Source organism: Sporocytophaga myxococcoides, from assembly GCF_000775915.1.
Taxonomy (GTDB): Bacteria; Bacteroidota; Bacteroidia; order Cytophagales; family Cytophagaceae; genus Sporocytophaga; species Sporocytophaga myxococcoides_A.
In genome coordinates this window covers 66557-88936 of sequence record NZ_BBLT01000010.1, presented here as the reverse complement: position 1 = coordinate 88936, position 22380 = coordinate 66557, and the positions used below count along the sequence as shown (strand labels likewise).

Annotated in this window: 20 protein-coding genes; 7 read left to right on the top strand and 13 right to left on the bottom strand. The window is 35.9% G+C overall.

From position 1 onward, the window contains the following. Positions 1-4 precede the first annotated feature (4 nt). Complete coding sequence (locus MYP_RS20040) at positions 5-976, bottom strand: glycoside hydrolase family 16 protein (protein WP_045467512.1); 972 nt, start codon at positions 974-976, stop codon at positions 5-7. 290 nt (positions 977-1266) lie between these two features. Here MYP_RS20040 and MYP_RS20035 point away from each other — a divergent pair, with 290 nt between their 5' ends. Then, complete coding sequence (locus MYP_RS20035) at positions 1267-1971, top strand: N-acetylmuramoyl-L-alanine amidase family protein (RefSeq protein ID WP_370568887.1); 705 nt, start codon at positions 1267-1269, stop codon at positions 1969-1971. A 265-nt stretch (positions 1972-2236) separates the two neighbouring features. Here MYP_RS20035 and MYP_RS20030 read toward each other — a convergent pair whose 3' ends face one another. Next, positions 2237-3742 (bottom strand): MFS transporter, encoded by a 1506-nt coding sequence (locus MYP_RS20030; RefSeq protein ID WP_045467508.1) that lies wholly within the window; start codon positions 3740-3742, stop codon positions 2237-2239. 171 nt (positions 3743-3913) lie between these two features. On the opposite strand from MYP_RS20030, the gene MYP_RS20025 reads away from it, so the two are divergent. The 5 genes from MYP_RS20025 (at position 3914) to MYP_RS20005 (ending at position 9286) form a co-directional block, all read left to right on the top strand. After that, positions 3914-4177: a hypothetical protein gene (locus MYP_RS20025; protein WP_045467507.1), complete on the top strand. Its 264-nt coding sequence runs from the start codon at positions 3914-3916 to the stop codon at positions 4175-4177. A gap of 49 nt (positions 4178-4226) precedes the next feature. Beyond that, positions 4227-4445, top strand: a complete 219-nt coding sequence (locus MYP_RS20020; RefSeq protein ID WP_045467505.1) for a hypothetical protein — start codon at positions 4227-4229, stop codon at positions 4443-4445. Positions 4446-4549: 104 nt separating this feature from the next. Further along, positions 4550-8140 (top strand): DNA polymerase III subunit alpha, encoded by a 3591-nt coding sequence (dnaE, locus tag MYP_RS20015; protein ID WP_045467503.1) that lies wholly within the window; start codon positions 4550-4552, stop codon positions 8138-8140. Between the two features lie 76 nt (positions 8141-8216). After that, positions 8217-8537 (top strand): thioredoxin, encoded by a 321-nt coding sequence (gene trxA / locus MYP_RS20010; RefSeq protein WP_028979679.1) that lies wholly within the window; start codon positions 8217-8219, stop codon positions 8535-8537. 203 nt (positions 8538-8740) lie between these two features. Beyond that, positions 8741-9286 carry a hypothetical protein gene (locus MYP_RS20005; RefSeq protein ID WP_045467500.1) on the top strand — a complete coding sequence of 182 codons (546 nt, stop codon included), beginning with the start codon at positions 8741-8743 and terminating at the stop codon, positions 9284-9286. 9 nt (positions 9287-9295) lie between these two features. On the opposite strand, the gene MYP_RS20000 is transcribed toward MYP_RS20005, so the two are convergent. The 5 genes from MYP_RS20000 to MYP_RS19980 form a co-directional block, all read right to left on the bottom strand. Continuing rightward, positions 9296-10594, bottom strand: a complete 1299-nt coding sequence (locus tag MYP_RS20000) for an HTTM domain-containing protein (RefSeq protein ID WP_045467498.1) — start codon at positions 10592-10594, stop codon at positions 9296-9298. Positions 10595-10713: 119 nt separating this feature from the next. Continuing rightward, complete coding sequence (locus tag MYP_RS19995) at positions 10714-11280, bottom strand: hypothetical protein (RefSeq protein ID WP_045467496.1); 567 nt, start codon at positions 11278-11280, stop codon at positions 10714-10716. A gap of 93 nt (positions 11281-11373) precedes the next feature. After that, on the bottom strand, positions 11374-12768 hold the full coding sequence (locus MYP_RS19990; protein ID WP_045467494.1) for a hypothetical protein: 1395 nt from the start codon (positions 12766-12768) through the stop codon (positions 11374-11376). 156 nt (positions 12769-12924) lie between these two features. Then, positions 12925-15732 (bottom strand): TonB-dependent receptor, encoded by a 2808-nt coding sequence (locus MYP_RS19985; protein ID WP_045467492.1) that lies wholly within the window; start codon positions 15730-15732, stop codon positions 12925-12927. Between the two features lie 346 nt (positions 15733-16078). Continuing rightward, on the bottom strand, positions 16079-16426 hold the full coding sequence (locus tag MYP_RS19980; RefSeq protein WP_045467490.1) for an ArsR/SmtB family transcription factor: 348 nt from the start codon (positions 16424-16426) through the stop codon (positions 16079-16081). 177 nt (positions 16427-16603) lie between these two features. Between MYP_RS19980 and MYP_RS19975 the strand changes: the two genes are divergently transcribed. Beyond that, on the top strand, positions 16604-17845 hold the full coding sequence (locus tag MYP_RS19975) for an MFS transporter (protein ID WP_045467487.1): 1242 nt from the start codon (positions 16604-16606) through the stop codon (positions 17843-17845). Between the two features lie 30 nt (positions 17846-17875). Here MYP_RS19975 and MYP_RS19970 read toward each other — a convergent pair whose 3' ends face one another. The 6 genes from MYP_RS19970 to MYP_RS19945 form a co-directional block, all read right to left on the bottom strand. After that, positions 17876-18190, bottom strand: coding sequence for a GNAT family N-acetyltransferase (locus MYP_RS19970; protein WP_045467486.1), 315 nt, complete (start codon positions 18188-18190; stop codon positions 17876-17878). A gap of 156 nt (positions 18191-18346) precedes the next feature. Beyond that, entirely contained in the window at positions 18347-19909 is a 1563-nt protein-coding gene (locus MYP_RS19965; protein WP_045467485.1) for a hypothetical protein, read from the bottom strand. Between the two features lie 58 nt (positions 19910-19967). Further along, on the bottom strand, positions 19968-20564 hold the full coding sequence (gene coaE / locus MYP_RS19960; protein ID WP_045467484.1) for a dephospho-CoA kinase: 597 nt from the start codon (positions 20562-20564) through the stop codon (positions 19968-19970). Beyond that, positions 20554-21489, bottom strand: a complete 936-nt coding sequence (locus MYP_RS19955) for a hypothetical protein (protein WP_156140755.1) — start codon at positions 21487-21489, stop codon at positions 20554-20556. The genes coaE and MYP_RS19955 overlap by 11 nt, the downstream gene beginning before the upstream one ends. Positions 21490-21494: 5 nt before the next feature. Continuing rightward, positions 21495-21821 carry a preprotein translocase subunit YajC gene (gene yajC / locus MYP_RS19950; protein ID WP_045467482.1) on the bottom strand — a complete coding sequence of 109 codons (327 nt, stop codon included), beginning with the start codon at positions 21819-21821 and terminating at the stop codon, positions 21495-21497. Positions 21822-21850: 29 nt separating this feature from the next. After that, complete coding sequence (locus MYP_RS19945; protein WP_045467481.1) at positions 21851-22357, bottom strand: DUF1573 domain-containing protein; 507 nt, start codon at positions 22355-22357, stop codon at positions 21851-21853. Positions 22358-22380 lie beyond the last annotated feature (23 nt).

The window sequence follows — 22380 nt, the reverse complement described above, 5'->3', positions numbered from 1 at the left end:
TTCATTAAAAATCTTTTAGATTTTTGTTTTCAACCTTAAGAATCTCGGGTTCATTAATGGTACGGGCTTTTCTACAGTTATCAGTTCTGGTACAGGTTTCCAGAGTATTCTCTTTATCCTTTAGATTATAGATTTTAATCCAGTCTATGACAAAACGCTGAGGAAATTTTACTTCCGATATTGAAGGGGAATTTCCCAAGGCCAGGTTTGCAATCAAATACATCTCCGCAGACACGGAAGGAACATAATCTGTTACAGTTCGAATCTCCTTTCCATCAATATAAAAAACAAGTTTATTATTTAGCCAGGCGGCAGAGAAAATATGAAAGTCATTGAAAAAAGGTTGTTTTTCACAATATTCAATAAAACAACCCTGCCTATTTCTATTTCCATCACACCAGAAGACGTTATTGGTTCCACATTTGAAATTATTACCCCAATACTCAAAGATATCTATTTCCCTGTATCCATCAGTCTGAGGAGAGCAGTCTCCATTCCACATCCAAAAGGCAGGCCACAAAGTCTGTTCTCTGCCCTCAGGCATTTTACATCTTATTTCAAACAAGGCATTTCCTTTCACCATATTTTTATAGTGGATCCAGCCTGAAGCATAATTATAAGTGATCCCATTAGAGGCCATTTCGGGCTTAGGAAGAGATTGAGCTGTAATCACCAGATTCCCATCGGAAACAGACAACTGTTCCCATTTATAAATTTGTAGTTCGTCTTGACCATGATTGTCTCCAAACAAGTACCAGTTTTCAGACAAGTCTTTGACAGACCCATTGAAATCATCCTCAAAAGTTAAGTTCCAGTCTTGGTAATCAATTCCACAAGGTTCAGATGATTTCTCTGCATTGTCATTCATTATTGGTTCATTTCTTTTTCCCGAAGAAGAATTAACTAAAGACCGCTGGCCGAAGAGTACTGACGAATGGAAAAGTAAAATCAGGATTTGAATATGGATTAACTTCATAATATAACTCACAAAAGCTCACTTTTTAAATTACAACTATTTTAATCTGCAATTCGATTATTAAGCATTTCAAACTCTCTGTATAAGAGCAATTATACCTCTATTGGAAAGTGAAAGTGTAAAACTTTTCCTTATTCAAAATATTTTGTAATTTTACTAGCATATAATGCGTTTTTAGTTGATATTAATCTTTATCCCAAAAGGATATGGCCAAAAAGTTCTTATCAATAGGATTCTGTCTCACGTTACTTTTATTCTCATTTACTCCCTTAGAGCGCAGATCCTTAAGGGTGAAAACAATTGTTATTGATCCCGGACATGGAGGAAAAGATCCTGGATGCATGAAGAACAAAACCAAGGAAAAAGATATAGCACTTGATATAAGCCTGAAAGTAGGCCAGCTTATTCAGGAAAATATGCCGGACGTAAAGGTTATTTTTACCAGAAAAGATGATCGATTTGTAGAACTTCATGATAGAGCAGGTATTGCAAATAAAAATCATGCAGATCTTTTTATTTCGGTGCATGTGAATTCTGGCCCCGCCGGAATGCATGGAACTGAAACATATTGCATGGGACTTCATAAAACAGAGCAGAATCTTGAAATAGCTCAAAGAGAAAATTCATCTATTCTGATGGAAGATGACCACAAAGAAAACTATGAAGGATTTGACCCTAATTCACCTCAATCCTATATTTTGTTCTCCTTATATCAGAATGCCTTTATGCATAGCAGCATGAAGCTTGCTCACAAGATTGAAACAGAATTTAAACAGAGTAATAAGAGACATAGCAGAGGCGTAAAACAAGCAGGTTTTCTTGTATTATGGAAGACTTCTATGCCTAGTGTACTTGTGGAAACTGGATTTATCACAGATACAGCAGATTTTAAAATACTCAATTCTGAATCAGGCAGATTTGATTCCGCCTGGGGCATCTATAGTGCTATAGAAGATTACAAAAAAGATATTGAAAGTGTAGGTTTAGAGGATTAAATTTCCAATTTACACAATTCTGTGATTCCCAAACAGAATGTTCTCTATCTACAAATTAACATTGCCTTCATTTCTGGAAAGAGAATTCATTCAGCTTATAGAGAATATTTCTTTCAAAAATGCATTTATAATCTGAAAATCACATTTAAAAAAAACTAAGAATGATGCTGAGAGACTAAAATCATTTTCAAAGATTTCATCTATAGAAAGTATTTTTTAGGGCCTGTTCTATTTTAACTTATGCCCATTAAAGCGCTATAATGAATTAAGAAAAAGAACCAGAAGAGTCTTTAGGAGAAGAGTAAATATGATCATCATCATTGTTATTATCCAGCTTCTTTAAAGCAGAATACACCTTTGTCTTTGACAGAGACAAAGGCTTACGTTGCCTGAAATTAGAAATATTTTTCAGGTCTCCCACTAGCTGGTTTTTCAAATTTCTCCACAAAGATTCTTTTTCTATCTCAATACCCTCTTTAAGATTTGCAAGAATTCTAAAGCTTATTACTCCAAGGATTACTGAAAAAACAAAAGGGAAATCCCATGATTGCAAACTTATAAAATGAATGGCCTCTTTCATATCAGGACCAGAATAGTTAAAGCCTATTGACAAATCCTTTAGAGTAAAGTAACCGGAAACCATACCTGACAACAAGGGCCCAAAACCTGCAAAAATAGAGTTACTCATATTCATAGAAATGAGAAAAACAGATCCTTTTCCTTTTGGAGCAAGTTTTAAACCGATATTCCCTACAGCAAGAGAAATTCCACCATTGGCGATACCGATCAGGATATGAATAACAACCAGCAATGGAAGGGTAAAGAAATGCTTTGCCGGAAAAGTAGTATAAGTCCATGCAAGAACAGACAACATATACAAAGGGACACAAATCCTAAGCACAGCCTTGTTATTTAATGTATCGGAATATTTGCCCCAGAAACCAAGAGAAAGAATTGTAACCAGCTGAGCTAGCACAGTAAGACCAATAACAGTACTAACAGGATAATGCAACTGGCTGAGCAGGTATACAGAGAAGAAAGGTGTTGCAAAATTTGAAGCGAGGTTCCATAAAACAGTAAAACCAATAAGTGTTCTCAGATTTTCATTGGCAAAAGGTCTTGTCAATTCTTTAAATGAAAATACCGGAAACTCCTTCATAGTAGGTTCATGTGTTTGAGAAAGCAAAAAGGTACTAAGTAACCCCAATCCTCCTGCTACCAAAAAAAAGCATCCAAAGACGAATCTCATCTTTTCATGACCTGCAAAATGATCAAGGACAAATCCGGTAAAAAATGATACTGCAACTGCAAAAGCCTGAGCCCATCGGATTCTGTTGCTAAAAAACCTTCCTAACTGATCTGAAGGGATAAGATCATGCATCCAAGAAGTCCAGGAACCACCCGAAATAGCACCCACAAAATTATGAACAAACATTACTCCTATCAGAAGGTAAATCAACCAGCTTCCCTCCGAGAACAAACAGGCAAATCCCAAGATCAACAAGGGAAATCTTCCTAAAAAAGAAAATATGACACAAACCTTTCTTCTACTTTTGATTTTATTCAGAAACCAAACTGAGAACAATTGAAAAAGATTGGCAAAAACAGGAATACATGCAAGCAAACCAAGCTGAAAGCCTGATGCACCTAATAATAGTGCAAAGGCAATCAAAACGGGACCACCGCTGAAACCGGACATAGACTGAGAAACGATACCATCAGAGAGTACCAATTTCTTTGCCCTTTCGAGTGAGTGAAAATTATCTTCCAAAGCTGATTAAACTGAATAGGGGAACACGTTTATAAACGATAAAAAGCGGAAAAAAATTTCCGGAAAATAGCATTGACAGAAACAATTGTAATACTTATATTTACTATAGATTTGATTGATCAAGCTGCAAGGGATATAGGCTTTGTTTTAACTGAAAAATAAACTACCGATATGAAAACCTTAAAAGAATTTTTAAAATCAACCATTATCAACCTATGCATATTCAGCACAACAGTTATAGCTTTTTATGCAAGCGCTATATTCTTCACCATACTTCTTCTGGAAGAAATTTACTTTAATCGTCCCAATCAGGTTTTAAAAGAAGATTTTGAATTACTTATTCAGAAGCTTCATAATGCTCCGGAAATTCTTCGGGAAATCCTTTATCCAAATCAGGATAATAAAGGTGTAAAAATGGCGAAAGAAGGATTTTAAACACCTAACATTTCAGGCGTTTCCTTGTTGTATTTTCAAAAGGTAAAATATGGAAAACCCCGAATATTTTGAAGAACCTGAAAGTGAAGATCTTGGTGATATTGAGGATTCTAAATTTGGAAGAAAAAGGCAAAACCTGGAGATGCTTCCCATTCAAGAACTTAGAAAAAGAGCAGAATTAAGGAAGATCAAGGATTTTGAAAGCCTTAATAAGCAAAAGCTTATAGAAGCACTACATAAATACGACGAATCAAAGCAAAAAAGGTAAAGGACCGGAATCCGACAGCAGGTTATTTTGTTTCGCAATATTGTTGAAAACTTTTGAAGAATATCAATTAATTTTAGAATTCAACTTTATTGTTAAATACCGAAATGCCGGATTTCGCACATTTACACGTACATACCCAATTTTCCCTTCTTGACGGAGCAGCCAACATCACAGATCTGATGAAAAAGGCTCAGAAAGATGAGATGAAAGCTGTTGCAATTACCGACCATGGGAACATGTTTGGAGTTTTTAAATTTGTTGCAGAAGCAAACAAATACAATGTAAAGCCTATAGTCGGGTGTGAATTTTATCTGGTAGAAGATCGTCATAAAAAATCATTTACCAAAACTGATAAGGACGTCCGCCGCCATCAGCTCCTGCTCGCTAAAAATGCTGAAGGATATAAAAACCTCGCCAAGCTTTGCTCCCTCGGCTACATGGAAGGACTTTACGGAAAGTATCCTAGAATAGATAAGGAATTAATCTTAAAATACCATAAAGGGCTTATTGCGACCACATGTTGTATAGGAGCCGAAGTACCCCAAACAATTCTCAGAAAAGGAGAAGAAGAAGGTGAAAAAGTCTTTAAATGGTGGCTGGATCTTTTTGGAGAAGATTATTATGTAGAGCTTCAGCGTCACGATATTCCGGAGCAGAATATAGTAAATGAAGTGCTTATAAAATTTGCACTGAAACACAAGGTAAAAATTATTGCCTCCAATGACTCTCATTATGTAGATCAGGAAGACTCCAATGCTCATGACATTCTGCTTTGCATCAACACAGGAGAAAAACAAAGTACCCCTACCAATAAAGAATTTTCTGACGACGGCGCCTTTACCAAAGGAACCCGTTTTGCATTTTACAACGATCAGTTTTATTTCAAGACTAAAGCTGAAATGGGGAAACTTTTTCACGATATCCCTTCCGCTGTAGATAATACAATAGAGATCGTGGATAAAGTGGAAAGTCTGAAACTCAAAAGAGATATTCTGCTTCCCAACTTCCCTATCCCTGATTCATTTAAAGTCAATACGGGGCCGGATGCCGATGTTCTTAATCAGTGGGAATATTTAAAGCATTTAACCTTTGAAGGGGCAAGAAAAAAATATCAGGAAATAACACCTGAAATTGAAGAACGTCTCAATTTCGAATTATTTACCATCAAAACGATGGGGTTTGCAGGTTACTTCCTTATCGTACAGGATTTCATCAATAAAGGAAAAGAGATAGGCGTATTCGTGGGGCCAGGAAGGGGTTCGGCGGCAGGCTCTGCTGTTGCTTATTGTGTTGGTATTACCAACATAGATCCGATCAAGTACGATTTGCTTTTTGAACGTTTCCTGAATCCGGACAGAAAGAGCATGCCCGATATTGATACCGACTTTGACGATTCCGGTCGTCAAAAGGTAATAGATTATGTTGTTGAAAAATATGGGAAAACTCAGGTAGCCCAAATTGTAACCTATGGTTCCATGGCGGCTAAAATGAGTATCAAGGATGTTGCAAGAGTTCTTGATCTTCCGCTTAGCGATTCCAATGCCCTGGCAAAACTGGTTCCTGAGAAACCAGGAATTGAGCTCAACAGAGTTCTGACGGCCCCTATTGACGGTCCCGGCAGTCTAAGTGAAAAAGAAGGGCTTAACGGTGATGATCTTGACGGTGTAAAAAAACTCCGTGAAATCATGAACGGAAAAGATCTTCAGGCCAATGTACTAAAAGAAGCCCTCGTCCTTGAAGGATCAGTAAGAGGTACAGGAGTTCATGCTGCAGGTATCATCATTGCTCCTCAGGACCTTTCTGACCTGATGCCGGTAGCAACCTCCAAAGACTCTGATCTTCTGCTTACACAGTATGACGGTAAAGTAATTGAAGATGCGGGAGTAATCAAGATGGACTTCCTGGGCTTAAAAACCCTGACCATTATAAAGGATGCCCTTGCTCTGATAAAAAAGAATAAGGGGATTGAAATTGAGATTGATGAAATTGATCTGGAGGATCAAAAAACATTTGAGCTCTACCAAAGAGGTGAAACCAACGGAACCTTCCAGTTCGAGTCTGTGGGTATGCAGAAATACCTGAAGGAACTGAAACCAGATAAGTTTTCTGACCTTATTGCGATGAACGCCCTTTATCGTCCTGGGCCTCTTGAATATATTCCTAACTATATCCGCCGTAAACACGGAAAAGAACCTATTACCTATGATATTCCTGAAATGGAGCAATACCTGAAGGATACATATGGTATTAACGTTTATCAGGAGCAGGTAATGCTTCTGTCTCAGAAGCTTGCCAACTTCAGTAAGGGAGATGCCGATGTTCTTCGTAAGGCCATGGGTAAAAAGGATAAGGCGACTCTGGACAAGATGAAGAGCAAATTTATGGAAGGTTGCGGAGCAAACGGCCACGATCTTAAAGTTGCTGACAAGGTCTGGACCGATTGGGAAGCATTTGCCTCCTACGCTTTCAACAAATCTCACTCTACCTGTTATGCCTTTGTGGCATTCCAAACCGCATATTTAAAGGCACACCATCCGGCAGAATATATGGCCTCGGTATTAACTCACAACATGAGTAATATCGATAAGATCTCCTTCTTCATGGATGAGTGTAAGAAAATAGGATTAACAGTTCTGGGGCCTGATATCAATGAAAGTTCCATGACCTTTGACGTTAACAAGGAAGGTAAAATCCGTTTCGGACTAGGGGCCATCAAGGGAGCAGGAGAAGCTGCAATTGCAGCAATTATCTCTGAAAGAGAAGAAAACGGTCCTTATACAGACCTGTTTAATCTGGTACAAAGAGTGAACCTTCGTACCATGAATAAGAAAACATTCGAATGCTTTGCTTATGCAGGAGCCTTTGATTCGTTTGGTCTTCATCGCGCACAATACTTCTTTGTAACCGCAGAGAAAGACAATACAAGTACAATAGAAAAAATCATCAGATACGGATCCGCTTATCAGCAGGATAAAGATGCGAACCAACAGAGCCTATTTGGTGGTTCTAGTAGTGTTGAAGTAGCGAAACCAAAGATTCCGGATTGTGAGCTATGGAGTGAAATTGAGAAATTAAAATTTGAGCGTGATGTCGTAGGATTTTATATTTCAGGACACCCGCTTGATCAATACAAAATGGAAATTGACAATTTCTGTACTTGTCCTGCAGATAAAGTTTTCGACTACAAAAACAGAGAAGTTTCTGTAGCAGGAATAGTAGGAACTGCGAATGTCAGGCAGATGAAAAACGGTAAATCCTTCATCGTATTCAGTCTGGAAGATTTTGATGGTAAAATAGAAATGGCTCTTTTTGGAGAAGATTATCTTAAGTTTGCACATTGGATAAAGCCAGGAGAGTTTTTACACATTCGCGGTAAAGTGCAACAAAGGTATAACGGCGATCAATGGGAATTCAAACCGCTTAATATTAGCTTATTGGCTGATATCAGGCAAAAAATGGTAAAAGGAGTATCTGTTAAATTAAATATCCAGGGATTAAAACCAGAGACATTAAATAGTCTGGAGGAAGTAATCACTGGAAACCTAGGCAATACGGAATTGAAATTTACGCTCTCTGATGACACGGAAAACATTCACGTTGAGCTATTTTCGCGAAAATTCAAAGTAGACCCAAACAATACCTTACTCGACCAGTTAAAAAATCTTAATGAGGTGGAGTATAAAATTCTATTTTGATAGAACCTAAATATTTAAAAAAATAGTATGTTTACGGTCTGGTAATAATTAATAAACCTCTTTTTATTTTAAAAATATGGGAAAAGCAATAGAAATCACAGACGCTAATTTTGAAGATATAACCAACACAGATAAACCTGTGCTAGTTGATTTCTGGGCTGAATGGTGCGGACCCTGCAAAATGATCGGTCCGGTTGTAGAAGAACTTGCTGCTGACTATGAAGGAAAAGCTATAATAGGAAAAGTAGATGTTGACAACAACCCTAACACTTCAGCAAAATTTGGTATCAGAAGTATTCCAACTCTTCTGGTAATTAAAAATGGAAAAATTGTTGAAAAACAAGTTGGCGCTGTACCTAAGAATGTTCTTAGCCAAAAGATTGAAGCTCATTTATAATTTATAATGATTTTCATAAAATAAAAAGAGACTGTCCTATAAGACAGTCTCTTTTTATTTTATCAGACTTCCTCCCTTAAGCACTTTATAATTTATCCCAATGATATAAACATAAATCTAAAGCCATAACAAAGAGAATAAGGTAACTAAAAACAAATTTCATTTTGTAAAGCTTAAATATACATAGCTACTATACAATTAAAATGAAATATATTTTATTATTGTTATCTGCGTTAACATCATGCCTTGATAGTCTTAAAGTTAAAAACGGAATTGCTTATGAAGCCAGCGAAGGATTAACACTTGCCAAAGACAGCATTAATTATGATAAATTATTTCAAAGACTCGAACGATCAGAAGCTGACTTTTTTCTGACTTTAAAGCCTGTCAAAACAGAACCGCAAATCAAGAAGGAAAATAGTTTTCTGGTGACACAAGTTCAAGTTAACGATTATAGAAAGGTTACTATAGTTGCATCGAAACCAATAATTCAAAAAGCTACAAATGAAATCAAAGATGTAATATTAATCAAGGAACCTAAGCTTGACGAAACAATTAAAATTAAAAATGAAATTAAACCTATAATTATTAAAGATTCAGTCCTTCCACTTGTAAAACCTGCTTTGGATACAGTATGGACAAAAATCGATAAAGGCGATACTGAATTTGAGGAAATGGAGTATAGTAAAAAGACTAAAAAGAAAAAGAAGTTTTTATTCTTTAAAAAAGAGAAATCTGAAACAGATTGATTGTAACAATTATCTTTTAGGTATAATCCAGTCTGAATGTTTAAAATGATACCAGGTAACCTGAGCCAGATCTACCTTGGGGTCAATGAAAGCTTCAAGATCTCTTCCATTTAAACTTAAACGTGAGTCAGCAAAGATCTGCACAGACTTCTCTCCTTTTTCTTCCATCTCCTGTTTTAGGTACTGCACATATTGCCATATCATATCAGGATCTGAACACATTGAGTGGTACTGAGAAATTGATATTTTATTCTGAGGATAATCATGTATAAGCATTCTTCCCTGAGCATCTTTCACAATAAATGACAGAACCCCATGCTTGGAATTTAACATCATTCTCCAGGCCATAGAATAACCTTCTTCATTCCAGTTTACATCTCCTTCATAATGCCAATGTCGCAAAGGTAAATATATCTGAATAATTGCATAAAATATTAGAGCATAAGCTAGTGAAGGTTTCTTATCTTCCTCCTTTAATGTATTCTCAATTTGAACTTTAAATAAAACCTTACCAATTATAGATGGAGGAAAATAGAGAATTAATGAACCGATCATTAAAAAAGGAAATGTACCAACCTGAAATACAACTGCATTAAAAAGGTTAAAGAAAACAGCCATCACAACAGCATATTTTCTTGTCTTTGACCAAAGTAAAAGTGGTACAATAAAAAGGTCAAAACAAAGTCCGCCATAAAAAACAAGATATTTCATAAAGTCAGATCTGAATAAGCATCCTACTATAGGCCAATTGCTGCATTCAGAAAACTTATATGAAAGAGGTTTCATAGCAAGCCAGTCAGGATTGATCTTTGCAATACCGGCGAAAATAAAAACTATCGAGATCTGAAATAAAAGAATATAATGACACCATGCTGAACAGTATTTTTCTTCAGTGACAGCTTTCCTCTTTACATCCAGCGATAACCTTTTATGAGCAGGAACAAAAATCATTAAGAACGCAAGCAGAATCATGAGGTAGTAATGATTATTATAATGAGCTTTTTGCATGAGATAACTTCCCCACCACATAAAAGCAAAGAGCACGGAGGATAATCTGTAAAAAAAACCTGCAGCTATTGCAAGACCAAGTAACGCCATAGTTGCATAATAAAAGTACATTCCATTGCCTGGTAGGGGTTTCAGCCATTCCACGCTGATGTAATTGAATACATATTCTGGCTCAATAAAAATATCATAAACCCAACCGGTAAGAATTGCTCCTGATGTTTCAATAAATACGATGATCCCAAATACAATTCTGAAAGCAACAATTCCGCTATTGTCTATTCTTTTGAACAGGCTCTCCATTTGAAAAATTTAATACTAAAAATCGCAAAACTACAGAGTAAAAACAAATACCAATCAGCAGATAAAATAAAAGCCCGCTAAAATAACGGGCTTTGTAAATAATGAAATTAAACAACAAATCAATTCTTTTTTAGCAGACTATCCAAACCTGCATTAACCCAAGCCTTTTTTTCTTTATTATAAGTCCAGGTAAGATTTGGAAATTCCACATAAGAGATATCGTTTTTATACTTATCAATATTTCCAGTTGTGATATATTCATGAAGCAAGGCAACACCTTTATCATGCGCCTCCTTATCTGATAAAATAGGAGTCAGAAAGATCTCTTCAAATTCAGTAATTTTACCGTTTGCATCTTTTCTGAATTTTCCTGCTTCCGCTCTTTTATTAGCTTCATAAAGACTTGGCACTCTTCTGATAATCATAAAATAATGAAAACCATCTTCATCAATATAATATTGATCTAATGAAAAAAATCTTTTGCGTTGCTCATATCCCTCTCTGAATTGCTCATCAAAACGGGTCTCCATATTTGCACCAGATTGAAGTTTATCCATTTGAATAATCAGTGTAGTAAGCAAAGTATCTTTTTGCCCAGCAGTAACAAGGTTTTCCGGATTATAAGACTTCTTACAAGACAAAAATACACTACCTAATAAGATAACTATTATTAATTTCTTTAGCATGGTCTCTCCTGTTTAAAATGCTTCAGATTTTTAATTTATAAAGAAGCCGGAAACATTTGCTTCCGGCTTCATTGGGAATTAATTGATTGGATTTTAGTAAGCTTTGTTTTTCGGATCAAATTCAGTCCATCCATGCATCCAGTTATTAGAACCATCAAATGCACCTACGAAAGAAGTTTGCTCAAGACCAGCAGGTACTGATTTTGAACCAGAAAGAAGAGGTGAACCTGCTTTCAACAATGGATTAGGATTAGACAGTTCGAATATGTTTGCAACATTTGAACTTGAATCTATTCTCTGATTAACCACACCAGCAAAGTAATCTGCCAAGTTAAATCCTGCAAGTGTTCTGTTATTGGCTGCAAAACCTGTTGTATCATTACCATTTCCAGAACTGAACGCAGCAAGTGTTTTATATCTGCTTAAGAAGTTACCTGAGAATTTTGAACCAGAGTTAGTTTTCTCAAAATTTACTGCTGTTGGGAAACCTATTATAACGCTGTTATAAATTGATTGGGCTGTATTTCTTCTTAAATGCGCTCCCTGACCGTAACTTCCGTTGATGTCACCAAATGTATAGTTATATATTTTCTTTGATGCTGAAGCTACTGATTTCACTTTGAAAGCATAAGGACCAAGAACTGTAATATTGGAAAACTGAGCAGCTGTTAATGGAGCCTCAGGACCTCCCGTTGCATTGTTATCTGATTCAAAGCCATTAGAAAGAGAGATATCAGCAATAGAAGGATCTCTTACTACTATTCCATACTGTACATTACCAGAGAAACCGTTATCAGTATCGAAATCATCATCCCAGCTTCTATAAGCCACAAGGTATTTAGCATTTACAGTACCGCCGAACCATTCAAAAGCATCATCTCCAGAGAAAGATACCTGAACATGATCAACTTTAGTAGAACGACCAACGCTTCCGAATGTCAGACCGTTCAATTCATTGTCTGGAGAAAGAGCTATACCTGCGAATTCAACTCTTACATATTGGAATTCCCCTGAATTGTCATCAGCATCAGTTCCACCATGCTTACCGTTTTCTCCAGCCTGAGCACTGACACCTTCAATGTTAACATTAGCCCCCCCATTGTTTGGAGCTTTACCAAGGATAACTATTCCACCCCAATCTCCATAATTTTTATATCCTGCAGGAGCACCTGAAGTAAAGATAATAGGATTGCTGGATGTACCTGTTGCATGGATTTTAGCGCCTCTATCAATAATAAGAGCACCTTTAGTTACCTTATCTCCCATAATAACAGTACCTGCAGGAATAGTCAATTCTGCCGGAGCAGTGACATAAACATTACCTCTCAGGATATATTTTTTTCCTGCATCAAGTGTCATGCTCTGATTAATGGTACCTTCAAGAGTAACATCATTTGACGGAGTTACTGTAGAATCGTCCTTATCTTTTTTACATGCAAAATTCACCGTCAGTAATGCAGCAAGAAAAATAGATGATAATCTTTTCATAATTTAATTTATTGTTTGTTTTAACCTTTAAAGCTTCACAAAGCTAACTTCCCAGTATTAAGCAAATGTTAAGCACTTGTTAGTAAATATTAAAATCAAAAGGGCCTTTGTAATTTATTGACAAAGGCCCTTTAATATCCAACGAAACGATTTCAGTTAAAAAGTGTAAGATATCCCAGCTGTTATATATTGTCCTCTCCTGTTCTTCTGAAAGTACCCATCAACAGAGGTAATCTTTGAATCGAAGTTTGAATCGTACATTAATTTATATTGCTGATTGAATAGATCCTGTACCCCGATCTTTACAAGGAATCTATTGGTAATGCCTTTGGTTATCGTTAAATCCATCACATTTCTGGGCATTTCATAAATAGTCGGAGTATTGTTATTTCCAACAAGGAATATTCTCTTACCAATAACATTGTAAAGCAATGAAATTTGCCAGCGGGTATCTGGGTTGTTGTAGTAAAGTCCTGCATTAATAACATATGGTGATTGTCCCTGCATTGGTCTTGATTTTTCTTTGATATCTGTATTCCCAAGATCTACTCGGCTTCTTATAACTGAAGCATTTGAAACGATACTCAGATTTTCTAAAAACTTATAATTGGAAATAAAAGACAAAGACTTTCTTAACTCAAGCTCTGCTCCCACACTGCTTGACTTTGGAGCATTTCCATAAGTGAATACAGGTAAAGATGCTCCCTGCTCGTTATAAATTTCTATTGGATTAATAAAACTTTTATAGAAAACACCTAAAGCTATATTTTCAGAAGGTGAAGGATATAATTCCCACCTCAGATCATAGTTATTAATGTTCGCGATTTTCAACTTAGGATTACCAACATAGTTTACGTTATATTCAAAATCATAATAGGAAAAAGGGGCAAGCTCCCTGAAATTACCTCTGTTAACAGTCCTGCTGAATGCAGCTCTTACAAGCATCTTTTCACTGAATGTATAGCTAAGATTTGCAAAAGGAAGTAAATTGATGTTGGTAGAATTAACTTTGTCATTTGGATTGAATGATGGTGTAGTCAATTCCTGATGATAGTTTTCCAAACGTAGTCCTGTTGAAAGATTGAAATTGTTTAGAAAGCCAAAGGAAGTTCCGACATAACCTGCAGACAAAAAACTATTGGCCTGATAAGCATCTGTTAAATTGGTACCTTCTTCTATAACCAGCTTATTGGGAGCTATATTTCCAGGACCAAATATCTGGTCAATAGGTTGAGCATTAAAATTCTGATTTTCCGGCAATGAAGGATTCTCAAAATCAGCCCATTTATAGGATAACCATCTTGCTTCAAAATCTCTTTTCTTATATTCAAAATAATAACCACCTTTTACTATGAATGGTTTTGTCGTATCCGAATCTTTAAAATTATGCTCAAGATCTCCGCTAGTCATTACAAGGTTTTCATTCATATTGGAATAAAACCTTGCAGCATCAAATGTAGAGGCTGAAGATGGAATCTGTATCTGAAAAGCCTCATTTGACCCTGAGGGTTTCTGAGATCTTACTCTTCTGTAATCAGGTTCATTCCTGTTTATATTACTATAACCTACAGTCCAGTTAAATTTAGTCTTATCATTAGCAAGATTATGCTCCCCCTGCAACTGGCCCATATAGATCCCTCTGCTTAAATACCAAATGGCCAGATTCTGAAGATCATATTTATTCATCAGATCAACTCCATTCCTTTCTGTTGTCTGACTAGTTCCTAACCTCGTATATAGGTTTCTGAATAAAATTTTATTTCTTGAATTGTATTCAAATATCCAGTTTGAAATAAGTCCAATGTTAACATTTCTTGAATACTGAGCATCATTTACACTCGTTCTTTGAGGAGTATTCTGAGTGCTTTCATCATAAGCATCATATGAAGCCCTTGAAATTTTGAAATAAGTATAAGCATTGGTATAATTTACTGAAGATATGTTTGATACCTTAATACCTTTCACAAAGAATTTCCTTGATAGATTAATATTGAATCTCATATCAGGCAATGCTGTTACCGATTGTGTGCTCCATGAATTCTTAAATGACTTACTTACATCAAGCAGTTGATTGCTATAGTAGTTTCTTAAATTGTCCTTTGGAAAATCTGAAGGAAGTCCTCTTTTTGAATCTACACCGATAAAATCTGTCCCGCTGCCTTTCTCAAGATGAAGATTATTAAAAGTGGTTCCTACTCTGTCTGAGAGAGAGAATCCGATTTGTGTAGCATTGGTATCAACAATGTTTCTGGTATAAACTTTAATAACAGCACCGGCAAAATCACCAGGAAGATCTGCAGCACCTGATTTATAAATTAAGAGTCTGTCCAATAGTCCGCTCGGTATCACATCAAATGAAAAGCTTCTTCTGTCAATCTCAGTGCTAGGAGCCATCATATCATTAAGCATAACGGCATTGTATCTTTCACTTAATCCTCTGACAACAACGAATCTATTGTCTACTACGGTAACTCCTGGAATTCTTCTCATAACATCAGCAGTAGTTCTGTCCTGTGACTTACTTATCTGTTCTGCAGAGACTCCAGTTACCACTTCCTCACTTTCCTTGATTTCCTGCACCACAGCCTTTTCACTGTTGGTTACTTTTGTTCCGATAACAACCACCTCAGCAATTTGTTCCGGATCTGCCTTCATCTCAATATTCAGCTTTGTAGTTTCATCCACATTGATGATTACATTGTGAACCATTTTATTTTCATAACCAAGGTATTCAACTTTAATAGTATATGTGCCAGGCTTGATTCCTTTAATTAAATAATCACCGTCAATACCTGTTGCGGTTCCGAGCCCCGCCCCTTCTACAAATACAGTAGCTCCGATCAATGATTCACCTAGAGAGTCTTTTACAATTCCTGTAACGCTGCCTGTTTGAGCTAATACATTGCTTTTTGCAAAAACAAGAATTGAAAAGAGAAAAAATAAAATAGAATAAAACTTATTCATATCAGTTTGGATTTGTTTTTCTTTATCGGCAACAAAATTAAGTAGAACCGAACTGATAAGACCTCAATAAACAGTTAAGGAAATATTAACAAATTATATCCAATGTTAAGACATTGTTAAAATCAGACAAATAAAGAATACACCTTACCTGATGTGACCGCATCATCTATTAACAATTCCTTAACATAAACTTTAATATTTGAGAATAAAAAATGAGAAGTTACATATTTCGCTCAACAGCAATGATGAATAAATGCCAATTGAATCGATGGTATCAATAATGACTAACAAAAAAGCGAAAGTCCTCTTTAAGAACTTTCGCTTTTTTATCAGATTATTTTTAGAGTTAATTCTGTAAAACTTTCTTTGTATTTTCTATTGCTCTAAAAGATTCATTATAAAATCTATCCATGAATATTTTGGATAATCTAAACTGTTCTTCATCCAGAGAATAGTACACCCTTGGCCCATCTATCGCACCTTTGATAAGTCCAGCTTCTTTAAGATCTTTAAGATGCTGACTGATAGTTGACTGGGACAATGGAAGTTCATTAACGATACTTCCGCACAAACAAGGCCCTTTTGCAGCTAATAGCTCCATAATAGCGACTCTGGCCGGATGAGCAAGAGCTTTTGCCAATACAGAAATTTTTACCTGATGCGCCTGAAATTCATTCCTTTTTGTAATAGCCATGTGAAAAAATTTTATATCGCAATTTTACGTTCTTTTATTAGAAAAACAATACATTTCTTAAATAAGAGTAAATTATTTCTCTATAACTGTTTTATTCTGGCTACCCATTAACAAATAATTCAATATCCTTTTCTCAGTAAATTCTAAAAGTAACTTGATTACATTTGCTGCTGAAATATGAAAGTAATATCGCACGACCCTTACGCTGCCCTTAGAATACCGGATTTCAGGTTATTCATCTTTTCAAGATTGTTTTTGACTTTGTCTATACAGATGCAGACTGTAGTAGTTGGATGGCAGATTTACGACCTAACAAAAGATCCGCTTGCTCTAGGCCTGATAGGACTTGCAGAATTTCTTCCTTCTATCTCTGTCTCTCTGATTGCAGGGCATGTAGCGGACATAGTACCAAGAAAAAGAATTATTCTATCCTGCATGTTTCTGCTACTTTTTTGCACAACTTCGTTGTTTTATTTTACTACAGACCTGTCAACATTCCTTTCCAGGTATAATGCCTTGCCTATTTACATTGTAATTTTCATAAGTGGATTTGCAAGAGGATTTATAGGACCTTCTCTATTTTCCTTTATGCCACAGCTGGTTTCGAGAGAAATTTATGCAAATGCCATTACCTGGAACTCCAGTACCTGGCAGGCAGCAGCTGTCGGAGGACCAGCACTGGGAGGGCTTATATATGGATTCCACGGAATCAGTATATCCTATTTTACGGATCTCTCTCTTATGATAATTGCCATAACCCTAATGAGCTTTGTAAAAAGCAGACCTGTACCACCTTCTGATGAAAGTGCAAATTCTATATTAGAAAGAATCAAAGTAGGGATCAAATTCGTATTCACAAATCAGCTTATTTTGAGTGCTATCAGTCTGGATTTATTCGCTGTACTGTTTGGAGGAGCTGTTGCGCTGCTTCCTGTATTTGCTAAAGACATTCTGAATGAAGGTCCTCAGGCGCTGGGATATCTTAGAGCCGCTCCTGCTCTAGGGGCTGTAACGATGGCTGTAATCATGGCCTATAAGCCAATAAAACAAAAAGCTGGATTAAAAATGCTAGCAGCTGTAGCTGGGTTTGGAGTCGCAATGATTGTATTTGCTGTTTCTAAAAACTTCTGGTTGTCATTTGCAGCACTGCTATTAAGCGGAGTTTTTGATTCTATCAGTGTGATAATCCGGTCAACACTTGTACATACACTTACTCCAGAAAGTATGAAAGGAAGAGTATCGGCAGTTAACAATATTTTTGTAGGATCTTCAAATGAACTTGGGGCATTTGAATCAGGTGTAGCTGCAAGATTATTAGGTGTGGTTCCGTCAGTAATTTTTGGAGGATGTATGACTTTACTTGTTGTTGCAGTAACCCGTATAAAAGCAAAGAAGCTTGAATCCCTTGACCTGGACTAAGCTTCTTATTTAATACATTAACTATTAAAATCAATTATCGCTTAAAACAATATTTTGTAATTCCTCTCTTTTCAATACCATGTCATTCAACTCAGGATGTTCTATCAGATAATTGGCAATGTAAGAACAGGATGTTTTAATTTTTAAATTATTCTTTTTAGCAAACTTCACTACATGTTCTATCACTTTTTTAGCGATTCCTTTACCCCTCAAATTCTGAGGAACAAATAAAACACGCAGGTCAAGTATGCCGTCAAATCTTTCGTATTTAAGTGTTGCGCTGCGGCCAGCTATATCTATATAAAATTTTTTATACTGCTGATCATGGTTAATTTTAAGCGTCATCTCATCCTCCTTTTTTCAAATTTTCAAAAAACGTATATAAATATTTAACCCACTGGAAAGTCAAATTGTTATATACGTTAATATCTAGGAAACAAAGGATTTTATGGAATTCGTTCAATTAAGTTCAACTTTCCACTACTCCATACAATTAGCTATTTAAAGCTTAAATTTGGCTATGGAAGATGATTTCCCCATCAGACCTTTTTTACCAACAAGAACAATATTAGATTCATCCAGAAAGAGGGTATAATCCTTTACAAGAACCAGTTTGTCCTGATTAGGCAGTACAATATTTTTTATAATTTTACCAGAGTTCCTGTCAAATGAAACCATATTAATAGTGTGAGGTGCAGCATCCATTCCCTCAGTTGAGGCATAAAGAATTCGAATATGATCTTGAGGAGAATTATCAAGGACAAATGAAATTGTATTCAAACCATCATTTGCAGGATAAACCTGATTTTTTGCGAGATAACTGCTCCATTGTTTATCGCCATTTTTATTGAAAGAAAACAGGATGATCCCCTCAGCCTGCACGTGACCAAGAATTTCGACATTATGAGATTTATCAAATGCATCTTTCTTTATGTGAGGATATCCTTCCGCATAAAGATCCCTTTTCTCAAGTGCCATCATCACTGATTTATCCGGATTAACAATAAAATGAGTAAGGTCGTAATCCATCCAGTTCTCCTCGCCTTTCAGACTTTTATTTTTCTTTCGCTCCTTTGCTATTGCATTTTTCATCTCATCTGTCAACTCCTCATAGACAATCATATCAATGCTTTTTTGGGTAAAATTACATTTTGTGTATTTCACACCTGTTAGTTTCTCCTGGGAAAGTTCCAGATTAGCAATATAGATTCCATCATCCTGAAATGATATATGGAAATCTTCTTTCTGATGATTTGAAGCAGGAAGCTCTATAATTTCAAAATCTTTGGTGTCTAAGCTATATCTGATAAAATTAACTTTTCCAAAGTTGTTTACATTGAGCAGATAAATCAAACCTTGATTGTCAACATAAATACCATTATTTATAAAGTCATTATCAATACCTACTTTTCCTCTTGACAAGAGATTGCATTTGTTGTCATATACACTTACACTGGCAGAGAGATATTTCTCTCCATAATTAAATACATAGGAAACGATTTTTTTATTATCGGGAGAAAAGTGAACGTTATGCTTATATTCGAAGGGGGTAACATAATTATGATTGGCATGTTCACAAACGACATCAAGGAAAGTTTCTTTCACTTTTCCTTTATGTGGATGCATTTCCCATTCGCCTACTTCATAAGCCTCCAGTTCTTTAGTCCATGTTCTTGATCCATTTGAAATATCAAAACCATATGCTTCCATTCTGGTCTTTTTTTCTGATTCATTATGGATCACGGAAAGTAAAACCAAGTCTTTACCATTATAATAAAGGTCTTTGTAATCTTCATAAGCCTCTACATTAAGGCTTACCTTCCATATTGAGTTTAATTCATTGGTGTATCTTTCAAGGGAAAATTCGGACTTTCCGGTCTGATTTCCTTTTACCTTCGCGAGCGTAATAAAATCTGAGTCGGAGATCCGAACAATATCATTTCTTCCATCGGGCTCGCTGTATGGGCTTCCTAAGCCAAATTCCTTGTTTAACAAAAGAGTTTGTGAATGCAAAAATGAAGGCAATCCTAAAAAGAGTAAGAGGACAATTAGTAAAAATCTCATAGAATATCGGTTAAAATGTAGAACAAATTTAACCAATTTCAGATTTTGGAAAAAAGATTTAAGTTAGTTCTCGGTGAATCTTAATAACTTGCGGAATAATCAGATGAACTTCATCATTCAAAATACTAAAGTCCGCCAGGTTTTGTTTTTCTTCATCTTTCATCTGCCTTTCAAGAATAGCCTTGATATCTTTCTGAGTCCTGAACGGATCCCTTTTAATTATTCTCCTTATTCTAAGATTTTCAGGAGACAAAACCAGAATGGTTTTATCAAGATCCTTATATGAACCCGCTTCAAAAAGCAATGCAGCTTCTTTGAGAGTATATGGAATGTCCCTTTGAGACAAATGCCAGTCTTCGTAATCCTTTTTTACAGCTGGATGCACAATAGCATTGAGTTGTTCCAGTAACACAGGATTGTGGAAAGCTCTTGATGAGATAACTGACCTATTAAGTTTTCCTGCAGAATATGCTGTATTTCCGAAAAGTGTAGAAATCCCCTCAATCACATCACTGTTATTTTCCATTAGCCATTTTGCTCTGTCGTCTGCATAATAAACAGGAATTCCCAATACAGAAAACACCCTGCTGACAGTTGTTTTCCCACTGCCAATACCACCAGTAATTCCTATCTTCAGAATTTGCTTACTCTTCATCACTTACTTTAATAAAAGCGGGTGTAAAATAATATCTGTAGACAAAAGAAGGTTTTTTAAGCAGTTTTGCTTTAATAGTTTTATCCCGATTCAAGTTATTGTAATCTACCACCACTTTAAAGTCTTCTTCCTTTGCTTGATTTCTGGAGTTTTTATTAACGAAGTAGGACAAGATGACAGTTTTTTCAGATAACTTTTTACCTTCAGGGAAATTCACCTTTTGAAGCGAAAGAACAATATTTTCTTTATGCACTTTCTCTACTTCAAATTTAACTTTTACCTTAGGGACACTCAGGACAATATCAGGAGAGTAAGAAATTTCGGTCTTTACATCCTCATCATAAGAAGAAGAGATATTTGTCTGAGGGATAAAAAGGTTTAAAGTATCAGGAAACTCATTTACCTGGGAATAGCCGCCACGGACAGTCAGGGTATCCGGAAAAATTTTTATTGGCCCTACAATCATGTAACCGGGAGCCATAGAAATTTTTGAAGTATCTGCAGCTATTACAACTTTCTTCTTTCTAAGTTTCTCGAATGGCAAATACAAAGAGTCTGTCAAAACATAATTCACTTTGAGGTCATCCAATTGCTGACTCACAATATGATAGAGCTGCTCAGAAGACATATATTTCTTCTTAGGAACCTTTTTGATTTCAATGTGAATAGGAGCGGTTTTAAACCAAAAAGTTTTTCTAAAAAAATTCCATCCATAACCAGATGCATTGATTCTGATTTTGGATGGAAGTTTTTCGACGGCTACCAGCTTATCTTCCGGATAGTCGAATATAACAGGATAAGTAATATTGGAAGTATAATCATCATTCATAGCGTTCAAAAACCAGAATGTACTGGCTGCCACAATACATAGTATTACTGCCCGCCAGTCTGCTTTTATCCCCAATATGAACTTACCTTTACTCAATCGAATTAAGATTTGGCAGCAGGAGTCTGAGTTCTTTTAGTTGCCTCAGCAGAGATTGCTGATTTTTCAAATTTAAGCCTCACACCTTTATCTACTTCCAGAATGATGGTATCATCGTTTTCTACACTGGAAACTTTTCCATGAAGACCGCCAATTGTAACAACATCATCCCCTTTTTTAACGCTTTCTCTAAATTCCTTTTGTTCTTTTGCCTTTTTCTGTTGTGGTCTGATCATAAAGAAATAGAATACCACAATGATAACACCGAAAAAAACAAGAGATACCCACTGATCTCCTCCTTGTTGCGCCTGCAATAAAATGTTTAGGTTCATAATTTAATTAGTAATGTAATATTTAGGTTTTATTGGTTTTTATAAGGGCCATTCAAATTCTTCTTTGTAATTACTTCCGCCTCTATTTCCAGCTTTGTTTCTGAAGGCTCAGTGTTGGCAATTACAGTTACTGTTTTACTTATTTTTCCTTCTTTTCCGGAACTGTTGTATTTCACTTCCAACTTTCCTTCCTGTCCTGGTTGTACAGGCTCTTTGGTCCATTCAGGGATAGTACACCCACATGAAGCCTTAGCATCTCTAATAATAAGAGGAGCTGTTCCTGTATTTTTGAAAGTAAAAGTATGTTCCACAATTTCTCCTTCATTGATCTTTCCGAAGTTGTGGCTACTTTCAGTAAATGTTATCTGAGTAGCTGCAAGTTCTTCTTGCTTTTTTACATCGGCAGAGTCTCCTATTGCAGAAGATTCGGTTGTTTCAGAAGTTCCAGTTGATTCCTCACCTTTCTTTTCGCATGCAGAAAGCATCAACGCCCCTGCCAGACTCAAAGAAAACATTAGTTTAAATGCGCGTTTCATATTAGGCATTGGTTAATTAAAAC

What these genes read in the sequence shown, in the direction of transcription:
- yajC (WP_045467482.1), bottom strand. Translation starts at nt 21,821, where the DNA reads ATGAACCTAAACATTTTATTGCAGGCGCAACAAGGAGGAGATCAGTGG.
- MYP_RS20005 (WP_045467500.1), top strand. Translation starts at nt 8,741, where the DNA reads ATGAAATATATTTTATTATTGTTATCTGCGTTAACATCATGCCTTGAT.
- MYP_RS19945 (WP_045467481.1), bottom strand. Translation starts at nt 22,357, where the DNA reads ATGAAACGCGCATTTAAACTAATGTTTTCTTTGAGTCTGGCAGGGGCG.
- MYP_RS20040 (WP_045467512.1), bottom strand. Translation starts at nt 976, where the DNA reads ATGAAGTTAATCCATATTCAAATCCTGATTTTACTTTTCCATTCGTCA.
- MYP_RS20025 (WP_045467507.1), top strand. Translation starts at nt 3,914, where the DNA reads ATGAAAACCTTAAAAGAATTTTTAAAATCAACCATTATCAACCTATGC.
- MYP_RS20020 (WP_045467505.1), top strand. Translation starts at nt 4,227, where the DNA reads ATGGAAAACCCCGAATATTTTGAAGAACCTGAAAGTGAAGATCTTGGT.
- MYP_RS19990 (WP_045467494.1), bottom strand. Translation starts at nt 12,768, where the DNA reads ATGAAAAGATTATCATCTATTTTTCTTGCTGCATTACTGACGGTGAAT.
- MYP_RS20000 (WP_045467498.1), bottom strand. Translation starts at nt 10,594, where the DNA reads ATGGAGAGCCTGTTCAAAAGAATAGACAATAGCGGAATTGTTGCTTTC.
- MYP_RS19980 (WP_045467490.1), bottom strand. Translation starts at nt 16,426, where the DNA reads ATGGCTATTACAAAAAGGAATGAATTTCAGGCGCATCAGGTAAAAATT.
- dnaE (WP_045467503.1), top strand. Translation starts at nt 4,550, where the DNA reads ATGCCGGATTTCGCACATTTACACGTACATACCCAATTTTCCCTTCTT.
- MYP_RS19965 (WP_045467485.1), bottom strand. Translation starts at nt 19,909, where the DNA reads ATGAGATTTTTACTAATTGTCCTCTTACTCTTTTTAGGATTGCCTTCA.
- MYP_RS19970 (WP_045467486.1), bottom strand. Translation starts at nt 18,190, where the DNA reads ATGACGCTTAAAATTAACCATGATCAGCAGTATAAAAAATTTTATATA.
- coaE (WP_045467484.1), bottom strand. Translation starts at nt 20,564, where the DNA reads ATGAAGAGTAAGCAAATTCTGAAGATAGGAATTACTGGTGGTATTGGC.
- MYP_RS19995 (WP_045467496.1), bottom strand. Translation starts at nt 11,280, where the DNA reads ATGCTAAAGAAATTAATAATAGTTATCTTATTAGGTAGTGTATTTTTG.
- trxA (WP_028979679.1), top strand. Translation starts at nt 8,217, where the DNA reads ATGGGAAAAGCAATAGAAATCACAGACGCTAATTTTGAAGATATAACC.
- MYP_RS19985 (WP_045467492.1), bottom strand. Translation starts at nt 15,732, where the DNA reads ATGAATAAGTTTTATTCTATTTTATTTTTTCTCTTTTCAATTCTTGTT.
- MYP_RS19975 (WP_045467487.1), top strand. Translation starts at nt 16,604, where the DNA reads ATGAAAGTAATATCGCACGACCCTTACGCTGCCCTTAGAATACCGGAT.